This is a genomic window from Streptomyces sp. NPDC012835, assembly GCF_042900885.1.
Taxonomy (GTDB): domain Bacteria; phylum Actinomycetota; class Actinomycetes; order Streptomycetales; family Streptomycetaceae; genus Streptomyces.
On the sequence record NZ_JBIBBW010000006.1, the window covers coordinates 39,632 to 55,098 of the forward strand.

General features: G+C 73.8%; 14 protein-coding genes. 10 read left to right on the forward strand and 4 right to left on the reverse strand.

Annotation, left to right across the window (positions count from 1 at the left end; all coding sequences use genetic code 11):
• The first annotated feature begins 254 nt into the window (after positions 1-254).
• Positions 255-1,001 carry a ferritin-like fold-containing protein gene (locus ACFY6S_RS23680; RefSeq protein ID WP_388815315.1) on the forward strand — a complete coding sequence of 249 codons (747 nt, stop codon included), beginning with the start codon at positions 255-257 and terminating at the stop codon, positions 999-1,001.
• A 158-nt stretch (positions 1,002-1,159) separates the two neighbouring features.
• On the opposite strand, the gene ACFY6S_RS23685 is transcribed toward ACFY6S_RS23680, so the two are convergent.
• The 4 genes from ACFY6S_RS23685 to ACFY6S_RS23700 all read right to left on the reverse strand — a co-directional run bounded on the left by ACFY6S_RS23685 (position 1,160) and on the right by ACFY6S_RS23700 (position 3,141).
• Positions 1,160-1,426, reverse strand: coding sequence for a hypothetical protein (locus ACFY6S_RS23685; protein ID WP_388815313.1), 267 nt, complete (start codon positions 1,424-1,426; stop codon positions 1,160-1,162).
• A gap of 281 nt (positions 1,427-1,707) precedes the next feature.
• Complete coding sequence (locus ACFY6S_RS23690; RefSeq protein ID WP_162794024.1) at positions 1,708-1,935, reverse strand: DUF3107 domain-containing protein; 228 nt, start codon at positions 1,933-1,935, stop codon at positions 1,708-1,710.
• Between the two features lie 141 nt (positions 1,936-2,076).
• Positions 2,077-2,718: a TetR/AcrR family transcriptional regulator gene (locus ACFY6S_RS23695; RefSeq protein ID WP_388815311.1), complete on the reverse strand. Its 642-nt coding sequence runs from the start codon at positions 2,716-2,718 to the stop codon at positions 2,077-2,079.
• Between the two features lie 192 nt (positions 2,719-2,910).
• The gene (locus ACFY6S_RS23700) at positions 2,911-3,141 is read right to left on the reverse strand and encodes a hypothetical protein (protein WP_388815309.1); all 231 of its coding nucleotides are present in this window, start codon (positions 3,139-3,141) and stop codon (positions 2,911-2,913) included.
• A gap of 112 nt (positions 3,142-3,253) precedes the next feature.
• On the opposite strand from ACFY6S_RS23700, the gene ACFY6S_RS23705 reads away from it, so the two are divergent.
• The 9 genes from ACFY6S_RS23705 to ACFY6S_RS23745 all read left to right on the forward strand — a co-directional run bounded on the left by ACFY6S_RS23705 (position 3,254) and on the right by ACFY6S_RS23745 (position 15,424).
• Positions 3,254-4,261: an alpha/beta fold hydrolase gene (locus tag ACFY6S_RS23705; RefSeq protein ID WP_388815307.1), complete on the forward strand. Its 1,008-nt coding sequence runs from the start codon at positions 3,254-3,256 to the stop codon at positions 4,259-4,261.
• Positions 4,254-5,873, forward strand: coding sequence for a DUF3152 domain-containing protein (locus ACFY6S_RS23710; protein ID WP_388815305.1), 1,620 nt, complete (start codon positions 4,254-4,256; stop codon positions 5,871-5,873). The genes ACFY6S_RS23705 and ACFY6S_RS23710 overlap by 8 nt, the downstream gene beginning before the upstream one ends.
• Before the next feature lie 130 nt (positions 5,874-6,003).
• The gene (locus ACFY6S_RS23715) at positions 6,004-6,102 is read left to right on the forward strand and encodes an Ms4533A family Cys-rich leader peptide (RefSeq protein WP_388815303.1); all 99 of its coding nucleotides are present in this window, start codon (positions 6,004-6,006) and stop codon (positions 6,100-6,102) included.
• Positions 6,103-6,299: 197 nt separating this feature from the next.
• On the forward strand, positions 6,300-8,021 hold the full coding sequence (locus ACFY6S_RS23720) for an ABC transporter substrate-binding protein (protein ID WP_388815301.1): 1,722 nt from the start codon (positions 6,300-6,302) through the stop codon (positions 8,019-8,021).
• Complete coding sequence (locus ACFY6S_RS23725; RefSeq protein WP_388815299.1) at positions 8,018-9,067, forward strand: ABC transporter permease; 1,050 nt, start codon at positions 8,018-8,020, stop codon at positions 9,065-9,067. Before ACFY6S_RS23720 ends, ACFY6S_RS23725 begins: the two co-directional genes overlap by 4 nt.
• Positions 9,064-10,053, forward strand: coding sequence for an ABC transporter permease (locus ACFY6S_RS23730; RefSeq protein ID WP_388815297.1), 990 nt, complete (start codon positions 9,064-9,066; stop codon positions 10,051-10,053). The genes ACFY6S_RS23725 and ACFY6S_RS23730 overlap by 4 nt, the downstream gene beginning before the upstream one ends.
• A gap of 68 nt (positions 10,054-10,121) precedes the next feature.
• Positions 10,122-11,960 carry a dipeptide ABC transporter ATP-binding protein gene (locus ACFY6S_RS23735; protein ID WP_388817884.1) on the forward strand — a complete coding sequence of 613 codons (1,839 nt, stop codon included), beginning with the start codon at positions 10,122-10,124 and terminating at the stop codon, positions 11,958-11,960.
• A gap of 189 nt (positions 11,961-12,149) precedes the next feature.
• Positions 12,150-14,006, forward strand: a complete 1,857-nt coding sequence (locus tag ACFY6S_RS23740) for a DUF3492 domain-containing protein (protein WP_388815295.1) — start codon at positions 12,150-12,152, stop codon at positions 14,004-14,006.
• Positions 14,003-15,424 (forward strand): hypothetical protein, encoded by a 1,422-nt coding sequence (locus tag ACFY6S_RS23745; protein WP_388815293.1) that lies wholly within the window; start codon positions 14,003-14,005, stop codon positions 15,422-15,424. Before ACFY6S_RS23740 ends, ACFY6S_RS23745 begins: the two co-directional genes overlap by 4 nt.
• Positions 15,425-15,467 lie beyond the last annotated feature (43 nt).

Genomic DNA, 15,467 nt, shown 5'->3' on the forward strand with positions numbered 1-15,467 from the left:
GAGGGCGGTCGGGTTCGGAGCCGATCGGGCCACCGACCGGGCATCCTCATGGGGCCTGTACGAGGCGACAACCTCGTTCAAGCACTGGTCAAACACTGTCCAACACATGCGATGGCCCGCCGAAAAGTCGGCAGGCGCTTTATCACTGTACCCCGGAATCGCGCAGGTGTGGCGGGCGAAATCGACGGAAGGGTGTGACAGCTCTCTCGTACCGGGCCGTTACGTCCTGCGACGAGCGGGCTATTGTGCGCTCCATGGAGACGCCCGACAACGCCACCGAGCCCGCACCCGCAGCCGAACAGCCCACCGGAATCGCCGCCCAGGACTGGGCCACGGCTTCGGCCGAGCCGCAGTACCGCGCCGCCGTCGTGGATCTGCTGGGAGCCCTTGCCTACGGCGAGCTGGCGGCCTTCGAGCGGCTCGCCGAGGACGCCAAGCTCGCGCCGACGGTGGGGGACAAGGCCGCGCTGGCGCGGATGGCCGCCGCAGAATTCCACCACTTCGAACGTCTGAGTGACCGGTTGCGGGCCATCGACGCCGATCCGACCGGCGCCATGGAGCCCTTCGGCAAGGCCCTGGACGACTTCCACCGGCTGACGGCGCCGTCCGACTGGCTGGAGGGCCTGGTCAAGGCGTACGTCGGGGACTCGATCGCCAGTGACTTCTACCGCGAGGTGGCCGCCCGGCTGGACACCGACACCCGCGCGCTGGTGCTGGCGGTGCTGGACGACACCGGCCACGGCAACTTCGCCGTCGAGAAGGTGCGCGCCGCGATCGAGGCGGACCCGCGCCTGGGCGGCCGGCTCGCGCTCTGGGCGCGCCGGCTGATGGGAGAGGCGCTCTCGCAGGCGCAGCGGGTGGTGGCCGACCGGGACGCGCTCTCCACGATGCTGGTGGGCGGGGTCGCGGACGGGTTCGACCTCGCGGAGGTGGGCCGGATGTTCTCCCGGATCACCGAGGCGCACACCAAGCGGATGGCGGCGCTCGGCCTCGCCGCCTGACCTGCGCGGCGAACCGTACGGACCGGACCGGCGCCCGGACGGGCCGGCAGAACGGCCGTACGGACCGGGCGGACGGGACAGCCGGACGGAACGGCCGTACGGACCGGCCGGACTGAGCGGACAAGGAGACGGGCCCCGGGATCAGGGGCCCGTCGGCGTCACGGCATCGCCCGGTGCAGCCGGGGGGCCGCCGGGCGCAGCAGCAGCGAGAGCAGCACCACTCCCACCAGCAGCGCGCCCGCCAGCGCGATCAGGACATGGCCGGGACCCAGCGCCGCGTGCGTCAGATACGCGCCGAAGAGCGCGCCCAGCGGGCCCGCGGTGTAGACGGTCCGGTGGGCCGGAAGCCGGTGGGAGAAGCGGTGGGCCGCGGCCCAGGAGAGACCCAGTCCGAGCAGGACCGATCCGAGGACTTGCAGGATCACTGCTGATCACCTCACGACGCCGGGAGTGGCTCTGTGGTGCGGGCTGTCGGCCCCAGCACGTCACTACCCGGAGTGTCCGGATCGCAACCCTTCCCGGCGCCCGTGCGGGCCCGGACTACGCGCAGAGCGGAACCGCGCAGTGACCCCGCCCGGCAGCGGCGGCCGTCCCGGACAGCGCGAGGGCCCGGCGGGAGATTTCCCGCCGGGCCCTCGCGGATACCCGGGTGACGCCTGACGCGTACCTCGTCGCGCTCCGGCGCGAGCGTGGTGCGCGACCGTGACTACAGCGCGCCGAATCCGACCCGCCTGGCCGTCGGCTCACCGATTTCCACGTACGCGATCCGCTCGGCCGGTACGAGCACCTTGCGCCCCTTGTCGTCCGTGAGACTGAGCAGCTGTGCCTTGCCGGCCAGCGCGTCGGCCACGGCTCGCTCGACATCCTGGGCGGACTGCCCGCTCTCCAGAACGATCTCGCGGGGCGTGTGCTGCACGCCGATCTTGACCTCCACGGCTATGTCCCTCCGAACGGTCTGCGTTGCGCGATCAGCCGCGCCGTACTCCGCACACATTAGCCCGCAGGGACGATCCGGAAGACGCCGCGGCCCACGCCCGCAGCGAACACGCTCGCCGGGGGAGCGCCCGGCGCGGGGTCAGTGGGTCTCGGCGCCGTGCAGCGGGAACCCCGCGATGCCGCGCCAGGCCAGCGAGGTGAGCAGCTGGACGGCCTGCTCGCGGGGGATGGCCGAGGAGCTGGAGAGCCAGTACCGCGCGACGACCTGGGAGACCCCGCCGAGTCCCACGGCCAGCAGCATGGATTCTTCCTTGGAGAGCCCGGTGTCCTCGGCGATCACATCGGAGATCGCCTCCGCGCACTGGAGGGCGACCCGGTCGACGCGCTCGCGCACCGCCGGCTCGTTCGTCAGGTCCGACTCGAAGACCAGACGGAACGCGCCGCCCTCGTCCTCCACGTACGCGAAGTACGCGTCCATCGTCGCCTCGACCCGGAGCTTGTTGTCCGTCGTGGACGCGAGCGCCGTGCGGACCGCCTGGAGCAGCGCTTCGCAGTGCTGGTCGAGCAGGGCGAGATACAGGTCGAGCTTGCCGGGGAAGTGCTGATAGAGGACGGGCTTGCTGACGCCCGCCCGCTCGGCGATGTCGTCCATCGCGGCCGCGTGGTAGCCCTGCGCGACGAATACTTCCTGTGCCGCGCCCAGCAGCTGATTGCGTCGGGCGCGGCGCGGCAGGCGGGTGCCTCGCGGGCGGGCCGCCTCGGTCTGCTCTATGGCTGTCACGCCGCCTCCCAAAAATCGTTCCGTGCGCGCGATGCGCCACCCCGTCATCGTACTTTTGGGTAACGACACGGCGCGTCGTGCGGACGCAGAATTTCACGGAGCCCGTCCTTTCGGAAGCTCGGGCCAAACCTCGGACCGGTGGCGGACCGGCGCGGGAGTGCCGCCGGACCCGCTTCCGGGCCGCGCCGCCGGTTACGGTCGGTAGTCGTCGTCGCCGTTCTCGACCGCGCGCGCCTGCTCCGCCGCGTCCCCCTCGCTGGCCGCGTCCGGGTCGACATCCGTGAGCGGTTCGTCGCCGTGCTGCAATACCTCCCGCCGCTGCTCGGCCGCGTCGGCCTCGGGGACCTCCGCGGTCCGGCCGGCCGCCGCGGCTTCCTCGTCGTCCGTCGCGAAGGTGTCGGGATCTGTGGGATCGACCGCCATGCCGTCCCCCTTTCCTCTCCTTCGAGCCTAGGAGCCACGGGGGCGCGACGCCATGCGGCCTGTGAGCGCGAACACATGAATCCGGGCGTGATCGTCTCGTAACATTGCCCGCATGTCTTCGACCGAGCTGCCGGAAACCGTCGCCGCCGCGGTGGCTCCGAAGGTGAGTCCCGTGCGGGCCGCGCCGGGGGAACGGCTCTCCTCCGTCGAACTGCCGGGGCTCACGCTGAACGTGCGGTCACGGCCCGCGACCGGGGACGGCGCCGCGCCCGCGCTGTACGTGCACGGGCTGGGCGGCTCCTCGCGGAACTGGTCGGCGCTGATGCCGCTGTTGGAGGACGTCGTCGACGGCGAGGCCGTCGACCTGCCCGGCTTCGGGGACTCGGCTCCGCCGGGCGACGGGAACTACTCGGTCACCGCCCACGCGCGCGCCGTCATCCGGCTGCTCGACGCGGGCGGACGCGGCCCCACACATCTGTTCGGCAACTCGCTCGGAGGCGCCGTCGTCACCCAGGTCGCCGCCGCCCGGCCCGACCTGGTGCGGACCCTGACGCTGGTCTCGCCCGCGCTCCCGGAGATCCGGGTGCAGCGCACGGCGGTGCCCACGGCCCTCCTGGCGGTGCCCGGGATCACCGCCCTGTTCACCCGGCTGACCAGCGACTGGACGGCGGAACGGCGCACCCTGGGGGCGATGTCGCTGACGTACGGGGACCCCGCGAACGTCGGCGAGGAGGAACTGCGCGGCGCCGTGGCGGAGTTGGAACACAGACTTCAACTCCCGCATTTCTGGCAGGCGATGACGGGCTCGGCGCGCGGTATCGTCAACGCGTACACGCTCGGCGGGCAGCACGGACTGTGGCGGCGGGCCGAGCGGGTGCTCGCGCCGACCCTGCTCGTCTACGGCGGGCGGGATCAGCTGGTTTCGTACCGGATGGCGCGCAGGGCGTCGGCCGCTTTCCGTGATTCCCGGCTCCTTACGCTCCCGGACGCCGGTCATGTCGCCATGATGGAGTACCCGGGAGAGGTCGCCCGGGCGAGCCGGGACCTCATCGGCGAGTACGAAGACGCGCGAGAACACGACGAGTCGAAGACGGCAGGAGCTGATCCGGGGCGTGGGTAGACACAGCCGCAAGGGTCCCGCACCCCAGCAGGACTCCGCGAGCGCCGCGGACACCGGAAGCGGCGCCCCGGACGCCGCCGAGGAGGCCGACACCGGCAGCGGCAGGCGGCGGCGCGGTGGCGCGGCGCCGGCCGGGGAGGGCCCTGTCCCTCCGGCGTACGCCGCCACCCCCGCGCACGGCGTGCCGCAGGTGCGCGGCGGGCATCCGGAACAGCGCGAGCCCGGAGGCGGTTGGGGCGCGGCGCCGCACTACGGCGACTGGCACGGCGGCCCCGCGCGTTCCCCGCTCCAGGGCGCGGCGCCCGGTGCGGCCACCGCGCCGGGCCGGTCCCCGCGCTCCCCGGACCGGGAGCGGGACAGCCGTCCGGAGACCCGCCCGGAGGCCCGCGAACCGGGTGAGGACGGCCCGGCGGTCCCCGGCCCGCGCCGCGAGTTCATCGACGCGTTCGACGCCGCGGGGGCGTTCGACGCGCCGGTCGCCAGGACCATCGCCCGGCAGGGCACGGCGGGACGGCGCTCCCCGGCCCCCGGCCCCACCACCGACGAGCGCACCACCCACCAGCGTCCCGAGGACGAGCGCGCCACCGACGACGAGCGCGTCCCCGGCCGCCGCACCGGCGCCGAGCCGGACACGGGCGAGCGGAAGGACACGGGCGAGCGGAACGGCGCGGGCGCGGGCGGCGGTCCGGGCGGCGGCGCCGCCTCCGACGGATCCGAAGCGCGGGACCCGGACGCGCGGGATGACGCGCGGGATACCGACCCGCGGGACCCGGACGCGCAGGACCCCGCCAAGGGCGGCAAGGGGCGCGCCCTCACCGGCATCGCCGCGGCCGCCGTCACCACCGTCCTCGCCGTCGTCGTGGCCGGACAGGTCGCCGACGGCGGCTCGGAGCCGGCCGGGGCCGCCGCGGCCGGCGGGCTCGACCGCGCGGACCGCGGCGCGGACGCCTCACGTTCCGACGGCAGGACCACGCCGACGCCCAGCGGGGCGGGGGCTCCCGCCGTCGCTCCCACCTACGCGCAACTGATGTCCCGTCAGTTCCCGCTCGCGGCGGACCTGACGGCCTCCGGCGAGTTCAGCGCCGTACCGGGGCTCGACAAGGCCCCCGGCAAGGGGCAGAAGTTCCGCTACCGCGTGGACATCGAGAACGGACTCGGGCTCGACGGCAAGCTGTTCGCCGACGCCGTCCAGAAGACCCTGAACGACAAACGCAGCTGGGCCCATGACGGCGCCATGACCTTCGAGCGCGTCTCCAGCGGCCGGCCCGACTTCGTGATCACGCTGGCGAGCCCCGGCACCACCGGTTTCTGGTGTGAGAAGTCCGGCCTGGACACCACCGTCGACAACGTCTCCTGCGACTCCGCCGCGACCGACCGCGTCATGATCAACGCCTTCCGCTGGGCCCGGGGTGCCAAGACCTTCGGCGCCAAGTCGATGCACAGCTACCGGCAGATGCTGATCAACCACGAGGTCGGCCACCGGCTCGGGCACAACCACGAGAGCTGCCGCACCCCCGGCGCGCTCGCACCGGTGATGCAGCAGCAGACCAAGACGCTGGACATCGACGGGATCAAGTGCCGGCCCAACCCCTGGGTGTTCCCCACCGCGTGAGCCGCGAAGCCGCACGGGGAGCCGTCAGGGCGGTCCGGAGGCCCGGTCCGCCGACGCTCCTGTCCGCCCGCTGGGACGGCCGTCTCGACCCGCGTTGACATCGAACGCCTGGTCGGCCATATTTCTCGACATGTCGTCCCGCCCCGCCACCGCCTACGGTCATGCCGCCATTGAGCTCGCGCTCATCGGCGTGACGGCGCTGTGCGTGGCGGACATTCTCTGTCGCTGACGCCTGCCCGAGCGCGCCCGGCCGATCCTCGTGCCGTATCCCCCGCGCCCCGGGCCGAACTCCGTTCGTACGCGGGCGCGGCATGCCGAATTCCCCTTCTCCTCTCCGCCGCTGTCGCCTGCGCGGACACCGGGCGTGCGTCACCGCCCCATCTCCGTCCCGACCGCTGCCGCGCAGCCCACCGAGAGGCCCTTCCGATGCGTCAACCGCCCGTCATGTCCCGCCGCCTGGCCGCGGCAGCCGTCACCCTGGCCGTGGCGGCGGGCACCGCCGCCTGCGGGCCCGAGGACAACGATGCCAAGGCCGGCGGCGCGGACAGCGGCAAGCCCGGCAAGGGCGGCACGCTCACGGTGCTGAACACCGAGCCGCAGAGCGACTTCGACCCGGCGCGGCTCTACACCTCCGGCGGCGGCAACGTCCCGTCGCTGGTCTTCCGTACGCTCACCACCCGCAACCGCGCCAACGGCGCCGAGGGTACGAAGGTCGTCCCCGACCTCGCCACCGACACCGGCCGCCCCAACAAGGACGCGACCGAGTGGACGTACACGCTCAAGGACGGGCTCAAGTTCGAGGACGGCTCCCCGATCACCACCGCCGACATCAAGTACGGCATCGAGCGCTCCTTCGCCGCCGAACTCTCCGGCGGCGCGCCCTATCTGCGGGACTGGCTCGTCGGCGGCGCCGACTACGAGGGCCCGTACAAGGACAAGAAGGGCCTCGCCTCGATCGAGACACCCGACGCGAAGACGATCGTCTTCAAGCTCGACAAGCCCGAGGGCGACTTCCCCTTCGTGGCGACCCAGACCCAGTTCGCACCGGTGCCCAAGGCCAAGGACACGGGCGCCAAGTACGAGGAGCACCCCGTCTCCTCCGGCCCGTACAAGGTCGTCTCGAACGAGGGCGACGGCCGGCGCCTGGTCCTGGAGCGCAACCCCCACTGGTCGGAGAAGACCGACGACCAGCGGCACGCCTACCCGGACAAAATCGATGTGACGGCCGGTCTCGACGCGGCCGTCATCAACCAGCGCCTCTCCACCAGTTCGGGCGCCGACGCCGCCGCCATCACCACCGACACCAACCTCGGCCCCGCCGAACTCGCCCAGGTCGGCGGGGACAAGTCGCTCGCCGCCCGGGTCGGCACCGGCCACTTCGGCTACACCAACTACCTCGCCTTCAACCCGAAGGTGAAGCCGTTCGACAACGCCAAGGTGCGCCAGGCGATCTCGTACGCCATCAACCGCACCAGCGTCATCAACGCGGCGGGCGGCTCCGCGCTCGCCGAGCCCGCCACCACCTTCCTCCCCGAGCAGAAGGCGTTCGGCTACACGCCCTACGACCACTTCCCGGCAGGCGAGACCGGTGACCCGGCCAAGGCCAAGGAGCTGCTCAAGGAGGCCGGCTACGCCAAGGGCCTGACCATCTCGCTCACCCACTCCACCGTCCAGAACCGCGAGACCAGCCCCGAGGTCGCCACCGCCGTACAGGAGGCGCTCAAGAAGGCCGGGATCACGGTCAAGCTCGTCGGCCTCGACCAGAACGCGTTCAACGAGGCGCGCTGGGCCTACAAGGACGGACCCGGCTTCTTCCTCTCCCGGTGGGGCGCCGACTGGCCCTCCGGCGGCCCCTTCCTGGCGCCGATCTTCGACGGCCGGCAGATCGTCGAGGACGGCTCCAACTTCAACCACGCGCAGCTCGACGACCCGGCCGTCAACAAGGAGATCGACGAGATCAACAAGCTGACCGACCAGGCCGCGGCGGCGAAGCGCTGGGGCGCCCTCGACAAGAAGATCGGTGCGAAGGCCCTCGACGTGCCGCTCTTCCACCCGGTCTACAAGCGGCTGTACGGCAAGGACGTCAAGAACATCGTGATCAGCGACTGGACCGGTGTCCTGGACATCTCGCAGGTCTCGGTCAAGTGAGCACCGCTCCCCTCCCACTGGCCCCCGAGGCGGCGCGGGCCGCCGCCTCGGGCGCCGGCCGCCAGGTCTGGCGGCGACTGCGTCGGCGCCCCTCGGCCCTGGTGGCCGGGGGCGTCCTCGTGCTGCTCGTCCTGCTGGCGCTGGCCGCCCCGCTGCTCGCCGCGATCGAGGGCCAGGACGCCACCACGTACCACGACGCCCTGATCGACTCCGCGCGCGGCGGTGTGCCGACCGGCTCGTTCGGCGGCGTGAGCGGTGACCACTGGCTCGGCGTCGAACCGGGCACCGGGCGCGACCTGTTCGTCCGGCTGCTCTACGGAGCCCGGGTCTCGCTGCTGGTCGCCGTGGGCGCGACCGTGGTCCAAGTGGTGATCGGGGTCGCCGTCGGCCTCGCCGCCGGGCTCGGCAACCGGCTGCTCGACAGCTTCCTCAGCCGGGTCACCGATCTGATGGTCGCCCTGCCGATGCTGGTCATCGCCATCGCCCTGACGGCCGTCGTACCGGACGGCTTCCCCCGCCCGCTGCTGCTGGTCCTGGTGATCGGGCTGCTCAACTGGGGCGGTGCGTCCCGGATCGTACGGGCGCAGACACTCACCCTGAAGCAGCTCGACTTCGTGGCCGCGGCCCGGCTCGCCGGCTCCGGACGGCTGCGGGTGGCGCGGCGCGAACTGCTGCCGTCGCTCGCCGCGCCCGTCATCACGTACGCGGCGATCCTGCTGCCGACCAACATCGTCATCGAGGCGTCGCTCTCCTTCCTGGGGATCGGGGTCAAGCCGCCGACGCCCTCCTGGGGGCAGATGCTGTCGAACGCGCAGACCTGGTTCCGGGCGGACCCGATGTACGTCCTGCTGCCCGCCGGACTGCTGTTCGTGACGGTGCTCGCCTTCACCGTCCTCGGCGACGCGGTACGGACGGCTCTCGACCCGCGCGAGGCCGCCCGGCTGCGGGTGGGGACGCGCGCGTCCCGCCCGCCCCGCACCCCCCGTACCCCTCTCCGGAAGACCGCTTCCGCTCGGAAGACCGCTGCCAAGGAAACCGCTTCATGACGCGCTACCTGCTCAAACGGCTCGGCGGCGCGCTGCTCGTCCTGCTCGTGCTCTCCGTCGTCGTCTACGCGCTGTTCTATCTCGCCCCGGGCGACCCGGCCCGGCTGGCCTGCGGCGAGCGGTGCTCCACGGCGCAGGTCACACAGGTACGGGAGCGGCTCGGCCTGGGCGATTCGGTCCTCGCGCAGTACGGCCACTTCCTCCAGGGGATCTTCGTCGGGCGCGACTACTCGACCGGCACCTCCGTGCTGCACTGCCACGCCCCCTGCCTGGGCTTCTCGTACAAGACCGACCAGCAGGTCACCCAGCTGATCCTGGAGCGGGCCCCGGCCACGCTCTCCCTCGCGGTCGGCGCCATGGTGATCTGGCTGCTCGTCGGCGTGGGTACCGGACTGCTCTCCGCGCTGCGGCGCGGCGGGATCACCGAGCGGGCGCTGACCGTGCTGACCCTCGCCGCCACCGGCACGCCCGTCTTCATCCTCGGGCTGCTGCTCCTGATGGTGGTGTGCGCGTATCTGCGCTGGCTGCCGTTCCCCTCGTACGTACCGCTGTCGCAGGACCCCGAGCAGTGGGCGTGGAACCTGCTGCTGCCGTGGCTCACCCTCGGACTGTTCGAGAGCGCCAAGTACGCCCGGCTGACCCGCGGTTCCACGCTGGAGACGCTGGCCGAGGACCACATCCGTACGTTCAGGGCCTACGGGGTCGCGGAGCGCGGCGTCGTCGGACGGCACGCGCTGCGGGGCGCCGTACCGCCGGTGATCGCGCTCAACGCGAACGACTTCGGCACGGTGATGGGCGGTGCGGTGCTCACCGAGACCCTCTTCGGCATCCCCGGGATCGGCAAGACACTGGTCGACTCGGTGCGTACGGTCGATCTGCCGGTGGTGGTGGGCGTGGTGCTGGTGACGGGCGCTGTGGTCGTCCTGGCGAATGTGGTGGCCGACCTGCTGTACGCGGCGGCCGACCGGAGGGTGGCACTCCTGTGACGAAGCAGACGAAGACGAAGCAGACAGGGCGGCCCGAGCGGCCGGAGCAGCGGGACCGGGCGGACCGGCTGGTCCGGGTGACGGACCTGACCGTGGACTTCACCACCGGCGCGCACGCGGCGGGGGAGGAGACCGTGCGCGCCGTCGACGGACTCTCCTTCTCGCTCGACGCCGGCCGGGCGCTCGCGCTGGTCGGCGAGTCGGGCAGCGGCAAGAGCACCGTCGCGAGCGCGCTGCTCGGCCTGCACCGGGGGACCGGCGCCCGGGTCGGCGGCAGCGTGCGTGTGGACGGTACGGACGTGGGCGCCGCCACCGACAGCGAACTGCGGGCGCTGCGCGGCGCGGTGGCCGCCATGGTCTTCCAGGACCCGCTGTCCTCGCTGGACCCCTACTACGCCGTCGGCGACCAGATCGCCGAGGTCTACCGCGTCCACACCGCCGCCACGCGCGGGGCAGCCCGCGCGCGGGCCGTCGAGGTCCTCGACCGGGTCGGCATCCCCGACGCGGCCCGCAGGGCACGGTCCCGCCCGCACGAGTTCAGCGGCGGGATGCGCCAGCGCGCCCTGATCGCGATGGCGCTGGCCTGCGAGCCCCGGCTGCTGATCGCCGACGAGCCGACCACGGCCCTCGACGTCACGGTCCAGGCCCAGATCCTCGACCTGCTGCACGGGCTGCGCCAGGAGACGGGCATGGGGCTGCTGCTGGTCACCCATGACGTGGGTGTCGCGGCGGAGAGCGTGGAGGAGGTGCTGGTGATGCGGCGGGGGCGGGAGGTGGAGCGCGGTCCCGTGGCCGAGGTGCTGGGGCGCCCCCGAGACGCGTACACGCGCGCACTGCTGTCGGCCGTGCCCCGGCTGGACGCGCCGCTGACCCGGGGCGCCGTGCCGCGGGCGCGTACCGGGGCGTCCTCGCCCGCCGGGTCCCTGTCGGGTACGGGCGGTACATCCGGTACGGGTGGTGCGGGTGGTGCATCCGGTACGGGTGGTACGGAAGCACTGTCCCGTGCCGAGGCGCCCTCCGGTACCGACGCGCCGTCCCGTACCGGTGAGCCGTCCCGTGCCGAGCCGCTGCTCGAAGCGCACGGACTGCGGCGGGAGTTCCGGCGCGGGCGGCGGACCCTCACCGCCGTGGACGGGGTGTCGCTGACCGTCGCGCCGGGGGAGACCCTGGGCATCGTGGGGGAGAGCGGCAGCGGCAAGACCACACTGGGGCGGATGCTCGTACGGCTGCTCGACCCGAGCGCCGGGCGGCTGGTCTACCGGGGTGCGGAGATCGCGAACGTCTCCGAGAAGGAGCTGCGGCCCTACCGCCGCGAACTCCAGATGGTCTTCCAGGACCCGGTCTCCTCGCTCAACCCGCGCCGCTCGGTGGGCGAGTCGGTGGCCGACCCGCTGCGGGCCGCCGGGGTGCTGGACGAGGGGCGGACGGTCGCACGCGTCCGTGAGCTGCTGGAGCGGGTCGGACTCGACCCCGACCGGTACGACCGCTATCCGCACGAGTTCAGCGGGGGACAGCGCCAGCGCGTCGGGATCGCCCGCGCGCTCGCCGCCGACCCCCGGCTGATCGTCTGCGACGAGCCCGTCTCCGCGCTCGATGTGACGACCCAGGCCCAGGTCGTCGCGCTGCTCGCGGAACTCCAGCGGGAGCTCGGCCTGGCGCTGGTCTTCATCGCGCACGACCTCGCGGTGGTGCGCCAGGTCAGCGACCGGATCGCGGTGATGCGCGGCGGCCGGATCGTGGAGCAGGGCACGGTCGAGCAGGTGTACGGATCGCCGCGCGACCCGTACACCCGGCAACTGCTGGCGGCTGTGCCCGCGCTGGATCCCGCGCTGGCGGCGGAGCGCCGCGACGCCCGCGCGGCCCGCGAGACGGTGCCGGACGCGGACCAGGAAGTGGCTCTGGCCTGACACTCCGTACCCGTACCGCTCTGTACCGCCGCAGAACGCCATCGGTACGGGAAAGTTACGTGCATTCACCCCTTCCGGTGGTGCGACGGACAACCGTCCGTCGTACCACCGGGTTGTCCGCTTACGGTCGTCCCGCTGTGAGTCGTCGATCAACGACGGCTGCCCACAAGGGAGATCGGGGGTGCGCTCGTGCGGATCGGACTGCTGACGGACGGTGGACATCCGTACGCGACGGGTGAGTCCAGGCTCTGGTGCGAGCGGCTCGTACACGGGCTCGCACCGCACGAGTTCGACATCTACACGCTCGACGGCAGCGCGCGGCGGGCAGCGCGCGGCCGGATACAGCAGCCGCCCCCGGTCGGACGGGTGCGCACCGCGCCGCTCCTGGCCCCGGTGGACGACGGCGCCCGCTACGGACGGCGCGACCGGCGCAGGTTCGCGGCCCACTTCGCCGAACTGGCCTCGGCGGTCTGCTCGGCGCCTGCCGCCGGAGGCGCCTTCGCCGGGACGGCCTCCGACGCCGGGGCCCCCACCGGCGCGATCTCCGCGGCCGCCACGGCGACCGCGACCACCGCCGCCGCCGCGACCGCCGCCGACCGCTTCGCCGCGGGCCTCTACGGACTGGCCGACCTCGCGCGGGAGCGCGGCGGGCTGTACGCCGCCCTGCGCTCGGAGACCGCCGTGCGGCTGCTGGAATCCGCGTGCCGCGCACCCGGTGTGCGCCGGAGCGTGCAGGCGGCCACCGTGCCCGATTTCCTGGCCTTCGCCGACCAGTTGGAGCGCGCTCTGCGCCCCCTGTCGCTCGATTGGTACGGGGACGACGCACTGGCCGCCGTCGACCTCTGTCACGCCGCCTCCGGGGGCACCGCGGCCCTGCCGGGGCTGTTGGCCAAACGCTTCTTCGGGGTACCGCTGCTGGTCACGGAGCACGGGGTGCGGCTACGGGCGCACTACCTGGCCACCGGTGCGCCGGGCGACGGCGACCTCGTGGCGACGGGTCGGTTCACGCCCGCCGCTCTCCGCACGCCGGTCCGCGCGCTCCTCGCCTCCTTCCACGGCCTGCTCGCCGCCGAGGTCTACCGGCGGGCGGACATCATCACCCCCGGCAACGCCCACGCCAGGCGCTGGCAGGAGCGGTGCGGCGCCGACCGGGCCAAGCTGCGCACGGTCTACCCCGGCATGGAGGCGCGCGGGTTCGACGGGGTGGGCGAGGGCGCGGACGGCAGGGGCGCGGGCGACGGCGGCGGCGACCCGACGACGCTGGTCTGGGTCGGCCGGATCGAGCCCGGCAAGGACCTGATCTCGCTGCTGCACGCCTTCGCGGAGATCCGCGCGGCCGCACCGGACGCGCGGCTGCGGATCGTCTCGGTGCCCGTCGCGGGCGCCGAGGACGCCGCCCATCGCGCCCACCGCCGGGGGTACCTCGCGCACTGCCAGGGGCTCGCCGCGCATCTCTTCCCCGACGAGGCGGCCGACGCGCACGCGGTCGGCGACAACCCCGTCTCCTTCGAGGAGATCGGCGGCCCCGAGGCGCCCGACCTGCCCGCCGTCTACGCGGCGGCCGGGGTGGTCGTCCTCTCCAGCGTGGTCGAGGGCTTCCCGGTCAGCCTGGTCGAGGCGATGTTCTGCGCCCGCGCCACGGTCTCCACGGACACCGGCGCGGTGGTCGAGGTGATCGGCGGTACGGGTCTGGTGGTGCCCCCGCGCAACCCCCGGGCGCTCGCCGACGCCTGTGTCGCGCTGCTGCGCGACCCCGAGCGCCGGGCGCGGCTCGGCGCGGCGGCGCGCGCCCGCGCGTTGGAACTCTTCACCGTCGAGCAGAATCTCGCCGCCTTCCGCGCCCTCTACCTGGAACTCATCGCACGGGCGCCCGTGCTGCGCCGAGCCGAGGCCGTCGACGGCGACGGGGAGCCGCTGCTGTTCGCCCATCCGCCCGAGACCTATGTTCCCGGCCCCTGGACTGCGGGCAGCCGGGCGCTGCCGGAGCGCGCGGACCGCGACCACCCTCACGAGGGCCGCGACCGTCCTACGGAGGAAGCCGCATGACCGCACAGCCCACTCCGCCCGCCTCGCTCGCCACCGACGCCCCGGCCCCCGGCAGCCCCGGTCCGTGGGACGAGCGCTCCCGGTCGCTGCTGCCGCCGGGGCGCCCGGCGGCCCCGGACCCGGCGGCCCCGGACCCGGCGGCCCCGGACCCGGCGGCGCGGGCTTCGAAGCCGGCCCTGAAGTCCGCTCCGCGCCGGGGCTCAGCGGATCCGGTCAAAGCGCTGATGCACCGACACCGCGCACTGTGCGAGCGGGCCGTCGACCCGCTGGAGATCGCGGCCGGGCTCGAAGCGCACGGGATCACCGACAGGACCGCCGCCCGCTTCCGGCACCGTGACGTCTTCTCGCTCGCCGAGGAGCTGTACGCGCGCGTGCCGCAGGGGACGGACAGCGGCGCGCCCGGCCCGGCACACGACGTCGCACACGGTCCGGCACACGACGCGGTCGGCGCGGCGCACGGCGCACCCGGCGCCACCCACTCCGGCGCGCACGCCCCGCACGCCCTCCACACCTCGCCCACCCCGGACACCGCCACCGGCCGGGAGCCCGCCCCCGCCCCGGCCGGCCGGGGCGCGCCCGGCCGCGCCCGCTGGACCGCCTTCGCGCTGCTGCCCGGCGCCGTCTGCGCCGCCACCCTCCTCGGCCTCGACCACACCTCGGGACAGGGGCGGCTCGTCACGGGCGCGGCGGGCGCGCTCGCGCTCTCCGGCGCGCTCACCGCCTGCCTGCGACGCGGTCCGCTGCGCGCGGGCGCGCGCACCGGCCCCGTCGCCGGACTGTCGGCCTGCTGGCTGCTCGCCTACCTCCTGTGCGGTGACGGACTGCCGACCGCACTGGTCGCGGGCGGACCCGAAGCCGCCTGGCCGGCGCCGCTCACCGCGCCGGTCGCCCTCGCCCTGGCCGTCGTCCCGGCCGCGTGGTGCGCCCACCTCTTCTCCGTACACGCGCGCCGCCGGCTGCGCCGAAGCCGGGGGCTCGCCGACTTCGCCGCGTCCGCACGGCCCCTGCTGCTCGTCCTCGTCGCGCTGTACGCCCTGGCCGTCACCGGTCTTTCGCTGCTCACGGCGCTCGTCCTCGGGGACGGCGGCGACGGCGCGCTCGCCCCCACGGTCGCGCTCGCCACCCTCTTCCTGCTCGCCCGGCTGCTCATGGTCCACGGCTTCCCCCGGCCCGCGGCCGCCGGGCTCGCCGCCGCCTGCGCGATCGAGGCGCTGGCCTGCGCGACCGCCCTGGCGGGCCGGGTTCCCGGCTGCGACGCCCTCGCCGTACCCGTCAGGGCCCTGGTCCTGAACGGGGGCGCCGCGGCCGTACCCACGCTCGCCTGCGCGACGGCCGCCCTCGCACTCCTCGGCCACGCCGCCATCGCCCTCTCCCGGGCCTCGGCGCACACCGACCCCAGCTGTTCGACGCGTTTCTGAAGAACGCTCCGTAACGCATCCGCAGAGAAGCGCCCACCAAGAA

Coding starts and splice junctions, on each gene's coding strand:
- ACFY6S_RS23680 (WP_388815315.1), top strand. CDS start 255: ATGGAGACGCCCGACAACGCCACCGAGCCCGCACCCGCAGCCGAACAG.
- ACFY6S_RS23700 (WP_388815309.1), bottom strand. CDS start 3,141: ATGGCGGTCGATCCCACAGATCCCGACACCTTCGCGACGGACGACGAG.
- ACFY6S_RS23705 (WP_388815307.1), top strand. CDS start 3,254: ATGTCTTCGACCGAGCTGCCGGAAACCGTCGCCGCCGCGGTGGCTCCG.
- ACFY6S_RS23715 (WP_388815303.1), top strand. CDS start 6,004: ATGTCGTCCCGCCCCGCCACCGCCTACGGTCATGCCGCCATTGAGCTC.
- ACFY6S_RS23720 (WP_388815301.1), top strand. CDS start 6,300: ATGCGTCAACCGCCCGTCATGTCCCGCCGCCTGGCCGCGGCAGCCGTC.
- ACFY6S_RS23730 (WP_388815297.1), top strand. CDS start 9,064: ATGACGCGCTACCTGCTCAAACGGCTCGGCGGCGCGCTGCTCGTCCTG.
- ACFY6S_RS23745 (WP_388815293.1), top strand. CDS start 14,003: ATGACCGCACAGCCCACTCCGCCCGCCTCGCTCGCCACCGACGCCCCG.